Origin of the sequence: Pseudomonas sp. (assembly GCF_026224925.1) — a bacterium.
GTDB lineage: Bacteria > Pseudomonadota > Gammaproteobacteria > Pseudomonadales > Pseudomonadaceae > Aquipseudomonas.
This window is the reverse complement of record NZ_JAMFRV010000531.1, coordinates 1-16541: the sequence shown is the minus strand read 5'-3', so window position 1 is coordinate 16541 and position 16541 is coordinate 1. Positions and strand designations below refer to the sequence as shown.

The 16541-nt window shown below is 56.0% G+C and carries 12 protein-coding genes and 1 pseudogene; 9 read left to right on the top strand and 4 right to left on the bottom strand.

Annotation, left to right across the window (positions count from 1 at the left end; genetic code table 11):
• The 7 genes and pseudogenes from M0974_RS22400 to M0974_RS22370 all read left to right on the top strand — a co-directional run.
• A pseudogene (locus M0974_RS22400) lies at nt 1–192 on the top strand (ABC transporter permease); the annotation flags it as partial.
• 2 nt (nt 193–194) lie between these two features.
• Nucleotides 195–908, top strand: coding sequence for an ABC transporter ATP-binding protein (locus M0974_RS22395; RefSeq protein WP_297841910.1), 714 nt, complete (start codon nt 195–197; stop codon nt 906–908).
• Nucleotides 909–1067: 159 nt separating this feature from the next.
• Nucleotides 1068–2090 (top strand): LacI family DNA-binding transcriptional regulator, encoded by a 1023-nt coding sequence (locus M0974_RS22390; RefSeq protein ID WP_297841905.1) that lies wholly within the window; start codon nt 1068–1070, stop codon nt 2088–2090.
• A gap of 69 nt (nt 2091–2159) precedes the next feature.
• Nucleotides 2160–2942, top strand: a complete 783-nt coding sequence (locus tag M0974_RS22385; RefSeq protein ID WP_297841902.1) for a TIM barrel protein — start codon at nt 2160–2162, stop codon at nt 2940–2942.
• On the top strand, nt 2935–3900 hold the full coding sequence (locus M0974_RS22380) for a sugar kinase (protein WP_297841899.1): 966 nt from the start codon (nt 2935–2937) through the stop codon (nt 3898–3900). Before M0974_RS22385 ends, M0974_RS22380 begins: the two co-directional genes overlap by 8 nt.
• A gap of 71 nt (nt 3901–3971) precedes the next feature.
• Entirely contained in the window at nt 3972–5270 is a 1299-nt protein-coding gene (locus M0974_RS22375) for an MFS transporter (protein ID WP_297841895.1), read from the top strand.
• A 17-nt stretch (nt 5271–5287) separates the two neighbouring features.
• A complete protein-coding gene (locus tag M0974_RS22370) occupies nt 5288–6265 on the top strand; it encodes a D-glycerate dehydrogenase (protein ID WP_297841892.1) in 978 nt (325 codons plus the stop codon).
• 52 nt (nt 6266–6317) lie between these two features.
• Here the strand turns inward: M0974_RS22370 and M0974_RS22365 are convergent, their stop codons facing one another.
• Nucleotides 6318–7943, bottom strand: coding sequence for a methyl-accepting chemotaxis protein (locus M0974_RS22365; protein ID WP_297841890.1), 1626 nt, complete (start codon nt 7941–7943; stop codon nt 6318–6320).
• A gap of 473 nt (nt 7944–8416) precedes the next feature.
• On the opposite strand from M0974_RS22365, the gene M0974_RS22360 reads away from it, so the two are divergent.
• Entirely contained in the window at nt 8417–8674 is a 258-nt protein-coding gene (locus tag M0974_RS22360; protein WP_297841887.1) for a DUF1652 domain-containing protein, read from the top strand.
• 18 nt (nt 8675–8692) lie between these two features.
• Here M0974_RS22360 and M0974_RS22355 read toward each other — a convergent pair whose 3' ends face one another.
• A complete protein-coding gene (locus M0974_RS22355; protein ID WP_297841917.1) occupies nt 8693–11014 on the bottom strand; it encodes a UvrD-helicase domain-containing protein in 2322 nt (773 codons plus the stop codon).
• 459 nt (nt 11015–11473) lie between these two features.
• Between M0974_RS22355 and M0974_RS22350 the strand changes: the two genes are divergently transcribed.
• Entirely contained in the window at nt 11474–12169 is a 696-nt protein-coding gene (locus M0974_RS22350; protein ID WP_297841884.1) for a pirin family protein, read from the top strand.
• A gap of 76 nt (nt 12170–12245) precedes the next feature.
• Here the strand turns inward: M0974_RS22350 and pgm are convergent, their stop codons facing one another.
• Together pgm and M0974_RS22340 are read right to left on the bottom strand one after the other, a co-directional pair.
• Nucleotides 12246–13892: a phosphoglucomutase (alpha-D-glucose-1,6-bisphosphate-dependent) gene (gene pgm / locus M0974_RS22345; protein WP_297841882.1), complete on the bottom strand. Its 1647-nt coding sequence runs from the start codon at nt 13890–13892 to the stop codon at nt 12246–12248.
• 157 nt (nt 13893–14049) lie between these two features.
• Complete coding sequence (locus tag M0974_RS22340; protein WP_367279040.1) at nt 14050–16326, bottom strand: ATP-dependent DNA helicase; 2277 nt, start codon at nt 16324–16326, stop codon at nt 14050–14052.
• Nucleotides 16327–16541: the final 215 nt, after the last annotated feature.

The window sequence follows — 16541 nt, the reverse complement described above, 5'->3', positions numbered from 1 at the left end:
TTAATCGCCGCCACCAAGGGCCTCGGTTATTTGCTCAGCGATGGTCGCGAAACATCCCGCCCCGACATTGTGTTCGCAGCGATCATCGTATTGGCCGTGCTAGGCAAAGTATGTGACGGGGTACTGGCGGCTTTGGAAAAGCGCTTCCTCGCCTGGCGCGACACCTTCAATGGCCAAGGCCAGGAACAATAAACATGGCTCAGCCACTGCTGGATATACATGTCACGCGCAAAACATTCGGCGCCACTGAAGTCCTCAATGAAGTGCAGCTACACCTGCACTCAAGGGAAATCGTCAGCCTGTTGGGCCCGAGTGGCTGCGGCAAGAGCACCCTGCTACGGATCATCGCCCGGCTGGATCGCGACTTCGAAGGCACTTTGCAGCGCGCGGCCGGCGAAGTCGCCTTTGTGTTTCAAGAGCCACGGCTGATGCCATGGCTGACCGTCGAGCAAAATATCGGCTTCAGCGACGATAAGCATTACGACAGGGCTTGGGTCGGACAACTGATCGATGAAGTCGGCCTCAGTGGTTTTACCCACGCGCTGCCCAAAGCGCTGTCGGGCGGCATGGCACAACGGGTGGCCATCGCACGAGGCTTGTACTCGCGGCCACAAACCTTGCTGCTCGACGAGCCATTCAGCGCTGTCGATGCGTTCACTCGCATGAAGCTCCAAGACTTGCTATTGCAACTTGCCGAGCACCACGCCATTGCGCTTTTGTTGGTCACCCACGACGTTGATGAAGCGCTGTACCTGAGTGACCGGGTACTCGTGATGGACAACCGCCCGAGTAGCATTCGCCAGACGCTTGGTGTTGACCTCCCTCACCCCCGTGACCGTCGCGATCCAGCGTTGGCTCGGCTGAAAGCACAAGCATTGACTGAGCTGCATCATGCACATGTCATCTGAGCTGTCCCTGCTCGGCTTAAACTCCATTCCAACGCCAACACGTAGGCTCCTTGGGAATTAACGTATACCACTCAGCCCAAAAAAGTTGACTCGCCCGGCGCTTTGGTGTTCTCTGAAACCGTTTTCAGAGCCCCAATAAATATAATCCGGGTCAATATTTTGAATAGTTTCTCCCCCACTCCGCGTTCCCGCGTGACGATGAATGACGTAGCCGAACTGGCCCGAGTGTCCAAAGCCAGTGTCTCGCGCTTCATCGGCGAAGACCGACAGCTGCTGTCTGACGCCATCGCATTACGTATCGAACAAGCCATCGAAACCCTCGGTTATCGCCCCAATCAAATGGCGCGCGGGCTCAAGCGTGGGCGTACGCGTTTGATCGGGATGTTGGTCGCCGACATTCGCAATCCCTATTCTGTCGCCGTGATGCACGGGGTTGAAACCGCCTGCCGCTTGCACGGTTACAGCCTGGTCGTGTGCAACACCAACCGTGATGACGAACAAGAACGCATTCATCTTGCTGCACTGCGCTCCTACAACATCGAAGGATTGATCGTGAATACCCTCGGCCATCACCTCGATGAGCTGCGCCAATTGCATGAAGAACTGCCGATGGTGCTCGTTGACCGCAAAGTTGAGCAGCTGCGAAGCGACCTTGTCGGGCTCAACAATGCAGACGCGGTGCGCCAAGCCATTGATCACCTGGACGAACGCGGTTATCGCGACATTCTGCTGGTCAGCGAGCAGCAAGACGGCACCAGTTCTCGATTCGAAAGGGTCGATGCCTTCAAGCACCTGATCACTCAGCGTGCACATATGCGCGGACACGTGCTAGAAACCGGTGATCAATTGGGTGCGCAGTTACAGGCGTTTCTATCCGCACCGGGCCCCGGCCCGAAGGCGCTGTTCACCGGAAATGGCATCGCAACCCTAACCTGCACCCGCTTGCTGCGCGAGTTGGGCTGCCCGTTGTTTGATGACATTGGCTTGATCGCATTGGATGAACTGGATTGGTATCCCTTGGTCGGCAGCGGCATCACCTCGCTTGCCCAGCCCACTTACGACATTGGCGTGACGGCGTTTGAATGCCTGCTGAACCGGCTACGCGGCGACGCAGAACCACCGCGTCTGTTCGATTTCCCGGCACAGCTGATTATTCGCGGCTCGACCCAACCCCGACGCTGATCATCAGGACCAACATTCACACCGTTTTTTTTGAAACAAAAATGAAACCGGTTTCAGAGGACCGAAACAATGAATCTTTTCCCCGTGTCTATCAGCCTTTCAAGCTACGGCGCCGATCTGGTCCGTGAACGTGGTCAGGCGAGCTTTATCCCATTGCTGGCCGACGCTGGCGTGACCCGTATCGAGCTGCGCGAAGAATTGTTCACTGACGAAAACCTTACGGCATTCGCGCCGGCAATCGCAGCCCATGGTTTGGAGTGCCTGTGCTCATCACCCATGGAGCTGTGGGTCACCGGCCAAAGCCAGCCAAATGACCAGCTTGAAGCCAAACTGCTGAGCGCGGCGATCTGCGGCGCTCAGTGGTTGAAGGTTTCGTTGGGTCATTTTAGCGGCGGTTGTGACATGACCACGTTGGCTGAATGCCTGGCGCAGCATTCGGTGCGGTTATTGGTGGAAAACGATCAGACCTTTCAGGGCGGTCGAATTGAACCGTTGCGGCGATTCTTCGGCCGTGTCGAAGAACTGAACGCCCCAGTGGGTCTCACGTTCGATATAGGTAACTGGCAGTGGCAGGAACAATCGGCGATTAGTGCCGCCAAGCAGCTGGGCCGTTACGTTGAGTACGTCCATTGCAAAGCGGTGTCACGAAACGCCCACGGCAAACTGATAGCAACCCCGCCGGCGCTCAGTGACTTAAACCTCTGGGAGCAATTGATGATGCAATTCAAAGAGGGCCTGCCTCGGGCAATCGAATATCCGCTGCAAGGTGACGATTTGCTGCAACTGACGCGACAACACATTTACCCCCTCGCCCGCCTCGGCCAAGCACAGGAGGCAGTGACTCATGTCTGACTTCGATATCCTTTCGTTCGGTGAAACCATGGCCATGTTCGTCGCCGAACAGCCCGGCGACTTGGCCCACGTCGAACATTTCGGCAAACGAATTGCCGGAGCCGACAGCAATGTCGCCATCGGGCTGGCACGGCTGGGGTTTAACGTGGCCTGGCTGAGCCGGGTGGGCGCTGACTCTTTTGGGCGCTTTGTGATCGACAGCCTGCAGCGTGAAGGCGTCGATTGCAGCCACGTCACGATTGATCCTGCGCAGCCAACCGGTTTTCAACTCAAGTCGCGTGAACTTGGCGGCAACGACCCTCGTGTCGAGTACTTTCGCCGCGGTTCAGCGGCCAGTCACCTGTCGGTGGCCGACATCACCCCCACATTGCTCAGCGCTCGTCACTTACACGCCACTGGAATTCCCGCTGCGTTGTCGGACACCACACGGGAGCTGTCCTGGCAATTGATGACCAGCATGCGCGAGAACGGGCGCAGCGTGTCGTTCGACCCCAACTTGCGCCCTTCACTGTGGTCAAGCCAGGCAACCATGATCACCGAGATCAACCGCCTCGCCGTTCTTGCCCATTGGGTCATGCCGGGCCTTACCGAAGGCGCGTTACTGACTGGTTATGAAGACCCGGGCGACATCGCAGCGTTCTATTTGGATAAAGGTGTCGAAGCGGTGGTCATCAAACTCGGCGCCAAAGGCGCGTATTTCCGCTCCCAGCACGATCAAGGTTTTGTCCCTGGCGTACCGGTGGTCAACGTGGTCGATACCGTGGGCGCCGGCGATGGTTTTGCGGTGGGGGTCATCAGTGCCCTGCTGGAAAACCAGAGCTTTGCCCAAGCGGTGGTGCGCGGCAACTGGATCGGTAGCCGCGCCGTGCAAAGCCGAGGCGACATGGAAGGATTACCGTTGCGTGCAGAGTTGCAGGCAGCGTTGTCCGATGCACCTCTGCGACAACAACCGGCCTGACCCAATCGTCGCCTGTCCGCACACCTGATTACCTGCTGCGACAAAAACAAAACAAGCTCAGGAGCATCGCAATGGAAAAGTTACGTTTAATCAATCGCCGCTGGCTGTACATCATGCCCATCGTGTTCATCACATACAGTCTGGCTTATCTGGACCGTGCCAATTACGGGTTCGCTGCTGCCTCCGGAATGGCTGAAGACTTACATATCACGCCGGGGCTTTCGTCGTTATTGGGCGCCCTGTTTTTTCTGGGTTACTTTTTCTTTCAGGTCCCCGGTGCGATCTATGCGCAAAAGAACAGCGTTAAAAAACTGATCTTCGTCAGTTTGATTCTGTGGGGTGGCCTAGCCACGCTTACCGGGATCGTCTCCAACGCCTACATGCTGATCGTCATCCGCTTCATGCTTGGCGTCGTCGAGGCGGCCGTTATGCCAGCGATGTTGGTGTACCTGTGCCATTGGTTCACTAAAGCCGAACGCTCAAGGGCCAATACCTTTTTGATTCTCGGCAACCCGGTGACGATGCTTTGGATGTCGGTGGTGTCCGGGTACCTGGTCGCGCACTTCAATTGGCGCTGGATGTTCATCGTCGAAGGCTTGCCAGCCATTATCTGGGCGTTTATCTGGTGGCGTTTGGCCGATGAAAAGCCGGCCCAGGCAAAATGGCTTGGCGAGGAAGAAAAGGCCGAGTTGCAGCGCACACTGGAAGCCGAGCAAGTGGGTATAAAACCGGTGAAGAACTATGCCGAAGCGTTCCGCTCGCCCAAGGTGATCATCCTCGCGTTACAGTTTTTCTGCTGGAGCATCGGCGTCTACGGCTTTGTGCTGTGGTTGCCGTCGATCCTCAAACAAGGCGCCGATCTAGACATGGTTGAAGCCGGATGGCTCTCGGCGCTGCCGTATCTGGCGGCGGTGATTGCCATGTTGGTGGTGTCGTGGGGGTCTGACAAGATCCAGCGCCGCAAACGTTTCGTCTGGCCGCCGCTGCTGCTGGCGGCTATTGCGTTTTATGGCTCTTACGCGCTGGGCAGTGAGCATTTCTGGTGGTCGTACTCACTGCTGGTGCTGGCCGGGGCGTGCATGTACGCCCCGTACGGACCATTTTTCGCCATCGTGCCAGAGATCCTGCCGTCCAACGTTGCCGGCGGCGCCATGGCCTTGATCAACAGCATGGGTGCACTGGGTTCTTTCGCCGGTTCTTATATGGTGGGTTACCTCAACGGTGCCACCGGCAACCCGAGCGCTTCTTATCTCTTAATGAGCGGCGCGTTACTGGCCTCAGTGGTATTGACGCTTCTGCTCAACCCCGGCAATGACTCGACGCCCGCGCGCACCGAACGTCCCCTGCCCCGCGTTGCGGCGCATCCTTGAACACAGGAATGAATACGATGAGAAACCAGGTCGTTCTGTATAAAAAGCTATCGCCTGCCTTGATGCACCGTTTGCAGGAACAGGCTGACGTAACCTTTATCGACGAGCCAAACCGCGATGGCTTGGCGCGCCTGCGTGCGGCACTTCCCCATGCCCACGGTGTGCTGGGCGCGAGCATCAAGCTGGACGCTGATCTGCTGGACCTGGCCCCGCACCTGAAAGCCGTGTCCAGTGTCTCGGTGGGCATCGACAATTACGACGTGGAGTACTTCAACCGACGCGGCATCTTGCTGACCAATACGCCGGATGTGCTAACTGAAACCACGGCCGACACAGGCTTCGCACTGATCCTGGCCACAGCCCGCCGGGTGGTGGAGTTAGCGAACCTGGTACGCAGTGGCCAATGGACCAGCAACCTCGGCCCGGATCATTTCGGCAGCGACGTCCACGGTAAAACCCTGGGCATCATTGGCATGGGCCGGATTGGCGAGGCATTGGCCCAGCGCGGGCATTTTGGCTTCGGCATGCCGGTCATTTACCACAGCCATTCGCCGAAACCGGCGGTGGAGGCACGCTTCAATGCGGGCTACCGAAGCCTTGAGGGTGTGTTGAAAGAAGCGGACTTTATCTGTCTGACGTTACCATTGACCGCTGAAACCGAAGGCTTGATCGGCACAGAGCAATTTGGCTTGATGCGCTCCCAGAGTATTTTCATCAATATTTCACGGGGCAAAGTGGTCAATGAAAAGGCATTGATTACGGCATTGCAGAACAACCAGATTCGCGCCGCAGGCTTGGACGTATTTGAACGTGAGCCACTGGACCCGGATTCGCCACTGTTAAGGCTGAACAACGTGGTTGCCACCCCCCACATGGGTTCTGCCACCCACGAAACCCGCGAAGCCATGGCGCAATGCGCAGTAGAGAACCTGATCAGCGCATTGGCCGGCGACCGGCCGGCGAATCTGGTGAATCCTGAGGTGTGGCGCAAGTAGGCGTTTAGGATTCGAGTGCGTGTGTCTGGCACACCGAGTCGCCAAGGCCTGTTTAGATCACGAACCGCGCCACCATGCCGCTCAAATCCAGCGCCAGCCGCGACAGTTCGTTGCTGGCAGCGCTAGTCTGGTGAGCGCCTGTGGCGGATTGCGTGGCGAGGTCACGGATGTTGACGAGGTTGCGGTCGACCTCGCGCGATACCTGAGCTTGCTCTTGCGATGCGCTGGCGATCACCAGATTACGTTCATTAATTTGCGATATCGCTACTGTGATCTGCTCCAGCGCAACACCAGCAGCATGTGCCAGTTCAAGCGTTGATTGAGTACGGCTGGTGTTCAACAGCATCGACTGCACCGCTTCACCAGTGCCGTTTTGAATACCGGCAACCATCTGTTCAATTTCCCGAGTCGACTGCGCCGTCCGGTGTGCCAGCGCACGGACTTCGTCGGCCACCACCGCAAACCCCCTGCCCGCTTCGCCTGCCCGAGCGGCCTCAATCGCGGCATTCAACGCCAACAGGTTGGTCTGCTCAGCAATCGAACGAATGACATCCAGCACTTTACCGATATCACGCCCTTGCGCTGCCAGGCCCTCAACCAACACCGTCGTCGTTTGTACGTCCGTGGTCATGGCTTGAATAGCCGTCACGGTTTCCACCACCCGATCGCGACCTATACGCGCCGTCTGGTTGGATTGCTGCGATGCCTCCGAGGTCGATACCGCGTTACGCGCGACTTCTTCCACCGCTGCGGTCATTTCATTGACGGCAGTGGCCGCCTGTTCGATTTCGTTATTTTGCTGTTGCAAGCCACGGGAAGCTTCGTCAGTGACCACGCTCAACTCTTCGGCAGCGGACGCCAACTGAGTCGCTGAACCAGAGATTTGTTCGATCGTTTTACGTAAATTCTGCTGCATGACCTGCAAAGCGGTCAGCAAACGAGCCGGTTCGTCTTTACCGTCAACCAAAATGGACTTGGTCAAGTTACCGCCCGCAATGTCTTCAGCCGCGCGCAGTGCACGGGTCAGGGGTATCACAATGCTGCGAGTCAACAACCAGGCTAATAGAACGGTCAATAATGCCGCGCCGACCGCCACCACCACGACCAAAATATTAGCGGTGTCATACGTATCGCTGGCGACATCCAGCATGTGTTTCGAGACGCTTTTATTAATGATGATCAATTGTTTAAGTTGATCGCCCATCGCATCCGAATCTGTCTTCATGCGCGAGTTGATTATACCCCGCGCCTCTTCAGTCTTTTCGTTCCGCGACAGCTCTAGCATCTGGGTTTGAGCCCGCAGGTAGCTGTCCAGCGTGGCGCTGAATGTTTTATAAAGAGTCGCCTCTTCTGGCGACATCGGTAACGCTGAATAACTGGATAAAGCCTTTTGCAGCTTGCCGACCAAATCATCGATACGCGCAGTGCTTTCCTTCAGCATGTCGGGTTCGCGATTGATCAATACTCGGAAGGAGGTCACGCGCAGGCGCAGTACGTTCTCCGTTACGTCCCCCAGAAACGTGACACTAGGCAGCACGTCGAACTGCATATTGGTGGCAGTCTGCCGAATCACGGTCATGCGGTTCAGGGCAAACACACCCAAGCCAATCACCAGCAGGGCGATAAACGCGAACCCAAGGAAGGCACGCGGAGCTATGTTCATGTTTCTTATTGTCATAATGGGTCTCAATAGGGAAGGAAACTACAAGCGTCCACGCCTGCTCATCGCAGAGTAAGTACCGTTTCATTCAAAGTGCTGCACAAAGCTATCGGCAGCCACCGCCGATACATTGATCTGTTTTGAAATATTTTTTTACATATCCATGAAGCACATACAATTTCTGACGGGTTGATCAAGTCCGTCAAAGCGGGAGGCAAGCACTCATTCGCATGCTTATTTATAGAAAAAACCCTTAACAGCACCCATTCGACAACAAAAAAAAACACATCAATCGCAGCCATGGAAACTACCCGCGGACAGTGAAAATATGACGTAGATCAAAAAATTTAAAAAGTTAAGCCGGTCGGACAAAAAACCGTATCTGCTCACCGCAATGGAGTGCTACTTTTATCCACCAGGAGGGGCGGCGCAACTCACCCTTCGACTTCAGCTTGTGGCTAGGCAGCTTGTTCAATCAAGAGGTAAGCCGTATGAACAAAGTCACGTTCCCCAATGCCTGCCAATTGATGCGCTGGCACTTTCACCCGCTCGGGTTTGAGGCCAGCATGGACGCGCCCAGCAGCATGGTTGCACGTCTGTTTGATCGCGCCACCGGAGAGACAATCATTGCAATCGCCGCCCTCCCTTGCGCAACCGTCATGAACGCTCCCGACGTCGAGCGCATCATTGAAGCTATTGAGGATGAACTGGAGTCGTTCATCCCGCCGCAGACATTGAAAGTCTGCTGAAACCCAACGCGGCCTGCCTCAAGAATCCTGCCTGATCCCCTGCCCCCGTCTGTCATCGAAAAATGCTTTGTCGCCTGCAATCCTGTCGGAAGCCTTGGGGATTGTTGCGTTCTGTGCGGACCCGGCACTGTTGTTGCTGTCGATGTACCAATAGCAGTGACGCGCCGCACGGGTAATCGCGACATACGCCAAGCGCAGGATTTCGTCCTTCTGCGCGGAATCAAACGGATCGGCATCGCCATCCTTGCCCAAACCCGCCATGCGGTACACCTGATTTTTGAAGGGCGATTGGGTCAAGTGCTGGCAGTCTCCCAGCAGAAACACCGCGTCAGCCTGCAAGCCTTTTGAGCTGTGATAGGTCAGTTGCTTAAAGCGTTTTGACTCTGCGGGCAAGCCAGAATCGTAATTAACAAGCGACTGTAACCTATCGGAAAGCTTGGCTTTTTCACTGCTTTTTCGATACAGCAGCAGGATCGAATCGCCGTCGTTGTAATGCTGGATCAAACGATCAGTGAGTTCGTCATCGTCACGGTCCAGCACCGTTACCGGCAGCAGCTCCTGAGGTCCGCCAGCCGCCTTGGCCTTTTTGCCGGCAATTGCCGGAGCGGCACGAACAATGTGTTCGGCGGCGTCGATGATGTGTTGATGGCTGCGGAAGTTATCGCTCAGCATTACTTTGGTTGTAGCGGGAGACGAAAACTCTTTGGCGAATTCCATGAAGTATTTCGGTGAACTGCCGCGCCAGCCGTAGATCGACTGCCAATCATCGCCCACACACAGCAACGACGACCGTTGAGCTACGCGGCCCACGTGCATGGCAGGACCGCGGCTGCGAATCTCACGTAGGCTGGCGCGAATCCATGAAACGATTTGCGGCGATACGTCCTGAAATTCATCGATCATCAGGTGTGACAGCGGCCGCAACAGCTCGTCGCTGATCAATTTGAAGTTTTCCGGTGAGGTCTCGCCAAACATCGCGAACATTCTGTTGTACGTCATGACCGGTGGAGACTGCGCCAGTAAATGACCTTCAAATGCTTTCCAGAACAGGCTCAAGGCTTCAAAGAAATACCGATCCGGGTCATTGGCGGCGAAGCTCATGTCCGCCACGGCGGCAGGCACGTCCAGCCCAAGGTTTTCGATAAAGCTGGCAGCAGACACAAAGCCATCCAGCACCGGTGCTGCGCTTAGCTCACCTTTAACTTTGTAGTCAAATCCTGGGCCAGCCACGGCAGACCCTTCTAACGACTGCAAAACACGCTTGGCTGACTCATAGTTCTCTAGCCATATCAAAGGTTTGCGACAGAAAGCTTGAAACAAGGTGCGCTTTATAACCCATTCAGCCCATACCGGTAACTTGGCTGCCGAACGCTTCATTTGCTGATTTTCAGACGGGTCAAATCCGAGCACAACCCACGCATCCAGCGCGGCTATATAGCCGTGAAAATGAAATGGAAATCCATTTATTTCAATGGTTTGGCGCATAGGCTCAATGCCATTTATAGGCCACGCCCCAGCTCGAATCCACAGGTCTTCAATGGTGTCGCACAGATCTTCATCACGCTTGGCCGACAGCTCGGTCACAGTGATGCGCTTTTGCACATCGGGATGATCGCGGTCCAGTTCTTTGAGTTGCAAGGATTGACGATAGAGCGGTGCCATGACCTCACGAAAGCGCTGGTTGCTGGCGTAAAGATCGCGATAGCAGAGATTCAGTTGCTGGCGCTGCGCATCATTGATTCGCAAGTCGAACGGGTTGCTGTCGGCGCCCTCGTCCGTGCCCAACAGTGGCGCCTGGTTACTAAGGTTCTCAAACGCACGCAACTGGCTGAAGCCTGGCAAGCTGCGCACCAGCGGCAGGATACGAGAGTGAAAAGTGCGCACTAGGTCCCGGCCCTCTTTCAAGCTCAGGGTGTGACCCCACAACCCCATGATCTCAATCAGCTTGTTGATGAAGTCCTTGCGCGACTCTCGGGTGAAGGTCACTACGGTCATAGAACTGAGTTCAAAGCCTAAATAATGACTCAGCAGCAAAATGCGAAGCACCAACGACGTGGATTTGCCCGCGCCAGCACCCGCGATGACATACGTAGACGGCGTGTCGCTGAAGATCATCCTCCATTGCGCCGTGCTGGGCTGCACATGTGCCGGCAGTTTTAGCGCAACATCGGCCTTGATCCGCTTTTTCAGCTCGGGAGTCAGGGCCAAGCGCCAATCATCAAACAGATGGTCGTCGATGCGCGGCCCACGGTGCTCGGTGGGACGAGTGTCGCGAATCAGCAAGACCTGACGCCCTTCTTCTACGCCGTCCAGACGACCCTCCGCATAACCTTCGTTCATGCCTTCCCCATGGCCATTGAGGTAGCCGTCGGCGTGCCCTTGTGACCATGAAGGCGAATGCAGCGCGCGCAGGCTATTAAGGCTGCGGCCAATCAGACGAGCCAGCAGGCGTTTAATCCAAGGAAGCTGTTCAGGAGGAGAAAGATCATCAGGTAATTGATGCTGCACGCGGGCTCCAGGTGTCAGTTGTGAGCGAATTGACGGACATGGTGGCCGCATTCAGCGATGACTTCTAGTGAAATGCTTTGCGATCAGCGTGTTAGCCGATCAAGTGCAGGTGAAGTCGATACGAGCGTGTATTGACTTGCCATAGATCAATCTAATAAATAGATAGCTTTACTGCAAAAATCCCGCTTTTTACTGATCTATATTTGATAGATGATACTCCCCATCAACTCACATCAACGTTCAGCAGCACTGAAGCACATAGCCCGGTTCTGCTCTGGAGAGGCCACAATCATGCTTGAATTAAGACCTTTTAACACCTTGGGCGGCGCAAACCACGGCTGGCTGAACGCTCATCATCACTTCTCTTTTGCCGAATACTACGACCCTAAACGTATGAACTGGGGTCAATTGCGGGTGTGGAACGATGATGTGATTGCCGCTGGTACCGGGTTCCCTAAGCACCCGCACCGCGACATGGAAATCATCACCTACGTTCGTGAAGGTGCAATCACCCACGAAGACAACCTGGGTAACAAAGGCCGCACCGAGGCTGGCGATGTTCAGGTCATGAGCGCCGGTACCGGGATTGCTCACAGCGAATACAACCAAGAGTCCACTGAGACCCGGATTTTTCAGATTTGGGTCGTGCCTAATGAGACCGGTTCAGCGCCTTCTTGGGGTGCCAAGCCGTTTCCTAAAGGCAATCGCGAAGGTTTCGTGACCTTGGCCAGCGGAAAAGTCGGCGACGACCAAAGCCTGCGGATTCGAGCCGATGCACGCTTGGTGGCCGCGAACCTGAAAGCGGGTGAAACCGCTGAATATCGTCTGGACGCTGGCCGTCGGGCGTACCTGGTACCGGCAACCGGGGTCATTGAGGTCAATGGACTGCGTGCAGTGGCGCGCGATGGCGTAGCGGTAGAAAACGAGCGTGTGCTGAAGGTAACGGCCATTGAGGACAGCGAAATCATTCTGATGGATGTCGCCTGACTTCGATTGAAAAAGCGTTGCAAACAAAAAGGGACGGCAAATGCCGTCCCTTTTTTTTGTGCGTGCAACCTTACATTTAACGCGGCGCGATGGCCGCATCTACCAGCACCTGCGCCTCAGCTACCAAACGCTTGAGGTGGTCTTCGCCGATAAAGCTTTCCGCGTAAATTTTGTAGATGTCTTCGGTGCCCGATGGACGTGCCGCGAACCAGCCGTTTTCGGTCATCACCTTTAGGCCACCAATCGCCTGATCATTGCCGGGTGCATGGCTGAGAATGCTTTGAATCGATTCGCCCGCCAACTCGGTAGACGTCACTTGGTCCGGGGATAATTTGCCCAACAGCGCTTTCTGCGCAGGGTTGGCCTTGGCCTCGACTCGCGTGGATAACGGTTCGCCCAGCTCTTCGGTCAGTGCCTGGTAGATCTCGCTAGGATCACGGCCCTTACGTGCAGTGATTTCTGCCGCCAACAAGGCCGGGATCAAGCCATCTTTATCTGTGGTCCATACGCTGCCGTCTTTGCGCAAGAAAGATGCACCCGCGCTTTCTTCACCGCCAAAGCCCAAGGAGCCGTCGAACAGGCCGTCGGCAAACCATTTAAAGCCCACCGGCACCTCATACAGGCGGCGGCCCAAGCGTTTGGCCACCCGATCAATCATGCCGCTGCTGACCACGGTTTTACCAATAGCCGCGTCTGCGCGCCAATTGGGGCGGTTCTGAAACAGGTAATCGATGCTCACCGCGAGGTAGTTGTTTGGCGCGAGCAAACCACCGGTTGGGGTCACGATGCCGTGGCGATCGTGGTCCGGGTCACAAGCGAAAGCCACTTGAAAACGATCTTTTAGACCGATCAGTCCTTGCATGGCAAAGCTCGACGACGGGTCCATCCGGATGCGACCGTCCCAATCAACGCACATGAACCGGAACGTCGGATCGACTTCTTTGTTCACCACTTCCAGGTTCAGGCCGTAGTGCTCGCCGATGGCAGACCAGTAATGCACCCCGGCACCGCCCAATGGGTCAACGCCCAAGCGCAGATTCGCGCCGCGAATCGCGTCCATGTCGATGACACTTTTCAGGTCAGCGACGTAAGTGTTGAGGTAGTCGTGGCGGTGAGTGGTATCGGCCTTCAGCGCTTTTTCATAGCTCATGCGCGTGATGCCCAGCACCTTCTCAGCCAGCAGTTCGTTGGCCTTGGCCTCAATCCACTTGGTGATATGGGTGTCGGCTGGGCCGCCGTTTGGTGGGTTGTACTTAAACCCGCCGCTTTCCGGCGGGTTGTGTGAAGGCGTGATGACGATGCCGTCCGCCAGCCCGGTAGTGCGGCCACGGTTGTAGCAAATGATTGCATGGGAAATTGCCGGTGTTGGCGTGTATTCATCGTTTTCAGCGATCATCACCTGTACGCCATTAGCGGCCAACACTTCCAGCGCAGTGACACTGGCCGGGGTCGACAAGGCGTGGGTGTCCGCGCCAAGGAACAGCGGACCATCAATGCCGTTGGCCTGACGGTACAGGCAGATGGCCTGGCTGATCGCCAAGACGTGCCACTCGTTAAAGCTAAGATCAAAAGAGCTGCCGCGATGGCCAGAGGTGCCGAATGATACGCGCTGGGTAGCCACCGAAGCATCGGGCTGGCCAGTGTAATAAGCCGTCACCAGTCGCGGGAGATCGACCAACAGTTCTGCTGGCGCTGGTTTGCCGGCCAAGGGACTGAGACTCATAGAAACCTCCATGGATGTAACAAAGACAAAAATTGAGTGGGACGATTGCCCCCCCTACATGCGGTGCTGATACACGACTGAAGCAGGCCGCCGAGCGGCAGTTTACTGGCAGTTTGACCGCTACGCCCAGCTATCTATCCGTAAGTTGTTGAACGATTTACAACTGCCACCACGCAGGCAGTAATTTCTGCACCTTGCGTTCGGCATATCGGTCGTCGATCAACATCACCACGCCGCGATCCTCTATCCCACGAATTACCCGCCCGGCAGCCTGCACCACTTTTTGCAGCCCCGGATAAAGATAGGTGTAATCGTAGCCGGCGCCAAACAACACCGTCATGCGCTGCTTGAGTTGTTCATTCACCGGGTTCAACTGCGCCAGGCCCAAGGTCGCAATAAACGCTCCAATCAAGCGGGTGCCCGGCAAATCAATCCCTTCGCCAAACGCCCCGCCCAGCACGGCAAAACCAATGCCTTGGCTGCTCAGGGTAAATTTATCAAGGAATGCCTGGCGCTCAGCCTCAGCCATGCCTCGCGATTGCAACCAAAGGGCAATGTGTGGGTGGCGTTCGTGCATCAAGTCGGCGACTTGCTGCAGGTAATCAAAACTGCTGAAAAAGGCGAGGTAATTGCCGGGTTGCTGCAAGAACTGTTCGGCCATCAGTTCGACGATGGGCGCCAGAGACGCTTTTCGATGAGTAAAGCGAGTGGATATCTGACTAATGATGCGCACGTCCAGTTGCTCACGGGAGAACGGCGACTCGACATCAACCCACGCGGTACTGCCCGGCAACCCCAGTAGGTCGGCATAGTAATGACGCGGGCTCAGCGTCGCCGAAAACAGCACGGTACTGCGCGCGGTAGTCAGGCGCGGTCGGATAAAGTTCGCGGGCACCACATTACGCAGGTTGAGTCTTGACAGGCTGCGGGCATCTTTCAGTTCGCGTTTATTGATGTCGAACACAAAGTGCTCGTCAAACAGCTCGGCGATGCGTGAGAACTGGATGGCTTCAAAGTAGAAACCTTGCAGTGGCCCATCCATGGCGTGTGGGTACTCGTTGAAGTAATCACCCATGGCGGAGATGCAGTGGCTCAGGCTCTGCAGAAATCTGCCGGGCGTGTCGGGATACGCTTGATATTCGGCGTCCTGATCCTGGTGCAATGCGTTCCAGTCACGGTCCAGCCGTTGCAAGGCTTTTGCCACCGGGGCTGGCGCGATATGTCGAATGCTATTCATGCTTTGCTGGTCAAGGCTGGCGCTGTACATCTGGCGCGTGCGTTCGACCATGTTGTGCGCCTCGTCTACCAGTACCGCCACTTGCCATTGGTTGAACTGACAAAGCCCGAACAGCAATGCACTGAGGTCGAAATAATAGTTGTAATCACCAATCACCACGTCCACCCAACGGGCCATTTCCTGGCTCAGGTAATACGGACATATTTGATGCTGCAGCGCGACATCACGCAATCCAGCCTGATCAAGCCAAGGGTTGATCAGGGCGGCGCTACGGGCGGCGGGCAAACGATCATAAAAACCCTTGGCCAGCGGGCAAGAATCACCGTTGCAGGCTTTGTCCGGGTGCTCGCACGCCTTATCACGCGCCACCATTTCCAGCACACGCAAGGTCAATTCCGGTGCGCTGTGGCGAATGACTTTAAGGGCGTCCAGCGCCAATTTTCGGCCAGGTGTCTTGGCCGTGAGGAAGAAGATTTTGTCGAGTTTTTGCCCAGGCGTGGCTTTGAGCATCGGAAACAACGTGCCCACGGTCTTGCCAATGCCGGTCGGCGCTTGCGCCATCAAGCAGCGGCCTGTGCTGACGGCCTTAAAAACAGACTCTGCTAACGCACGTTGCCCGGTGCGAAACGTTGGATGAGGAAACGCCATCACGTCGAGCTGCTGATTGCGCGCGAGGGTGTGGGCCATTTCTTGACGGGCCCAGCGCAAAAACACGGCGCATTGCTCATTGAAAAACGTCTGCAATGAAAGCGCCGTGTGCTGCTCGCGGAACGTGGTTTCTTCTTCGCTGACCACATTGAAGTACACCAATGCGACACGCATTTCATCGAGTTCGAGCTGTTGGCAGAGTAACCAGCCATACATTTTGGCTTGGGCCCAATGCAACTGCCGATGATTGGCGCGCATGGTGCTTAGGTCGCCACGGTAGGTTTTTATCTCTTCGAGCTGATTCAGCGCCGGATTATAGCCATCTGCCCGGCCGCGGATCTTCAGGTGCAGGTATTCGCCACTCAGGGCAACTTCGGACTCATAACCATCGCCACGCCTTGCCACGACAGTACGATGACCGGCCATGCCCTCCAGCGCGGTGGGTGCTGGAGTAAAGCGCAGGTCGAGGTCGCCCACCTTGGCCGTGAACTCGCACAAGGCACGCACGGCTACGGTATAGCGAGAATCGTCAATGGGGTTGATGGTCACTGGGGAAATACAGCCGCTTGCTGCCAACACTGGATGGGCGTACAGATACCAGCTATGGCCCGAGGCTGGCAAATGTATTTGGATAAATGGCCTGATAAAGCGCAGCAGCAGGCACCACCGTGTCAAGCGTTCGCCAACCCGTTGGCTCTTACTGCCGCTCGTGCCGCAATGCCAGGTCCAACGCGCCCAACGCCTTGGCAATATCCAGGCTCCAG

Coding starts and splice junctions, on each gene's coding strand:
- M0974_RS22370 (WP_297841892.1), top strand. CDS start 5,288: ATGAGAAACCAGGTCGTTCTGTATAAAAAGCTATCGCCTGCCTTGATG.
- M0974_RS22380 (WP_297841899.1), top strand. CDS start 2,935: ATGTCTGACTTCGATATCCTTTCGTTCGGTGAAACCATGGCCATGTTC.
- M0974_RS22360 (WP_297841887.1), top strand. CDS start 8,417: ATGAACAAAGTCACGTTCCCCAATGCCTGCCAATTGATGCGCTGGCAC.
- M0974_RS22355 (WP_297841917.1), bottom strand. CDS start 11,014: ATGAACGAAGGTTATGCGGAGGGTCGTCTGGACGGCGTAGAAGAAGGG.
- M0974_RS22395 (WP_297841910.1), top strand. CDS start 195: ATGGCTCAGCCACTGCTGGATATACATGTCACGCGCAAAACATTCGGC.
- M0974_RS22385 (WP_297841902.1), top strand. CDS start 2,160: ATGAATCTTTTCCCCGTGTCTATCAGCCTTTCAAGCTACGGCGCCGAT.
- M0974_RS22350 (WP_297841884.1), top strand. CDS start 11,474: ATGCTTGAATTAAGACCTTTTAACACCTTGGGCGGCGCAAACCACGGC.
- pgm (WP_297841882.1), bottom strand. CDS start 13,892: ATGAGTCTCAGTCCCTTGGCCGGCAAACCAGCGCCAGCAGAACTGTTG.
- M0974_RS22375 (WP_297841895.1), top strand. CDS start 3,972: ATGGAAAAGTTACGTTTAATCAATCGCCGCTGGCTGTACATCATGCCC.
- M0974_RS22365 (WP_297841890.1), bottom strand. CDS start 7,943: ATGACAATAAGAAACATGAACATAGCTCCGCGTGCCTTCCTTGGGTTC.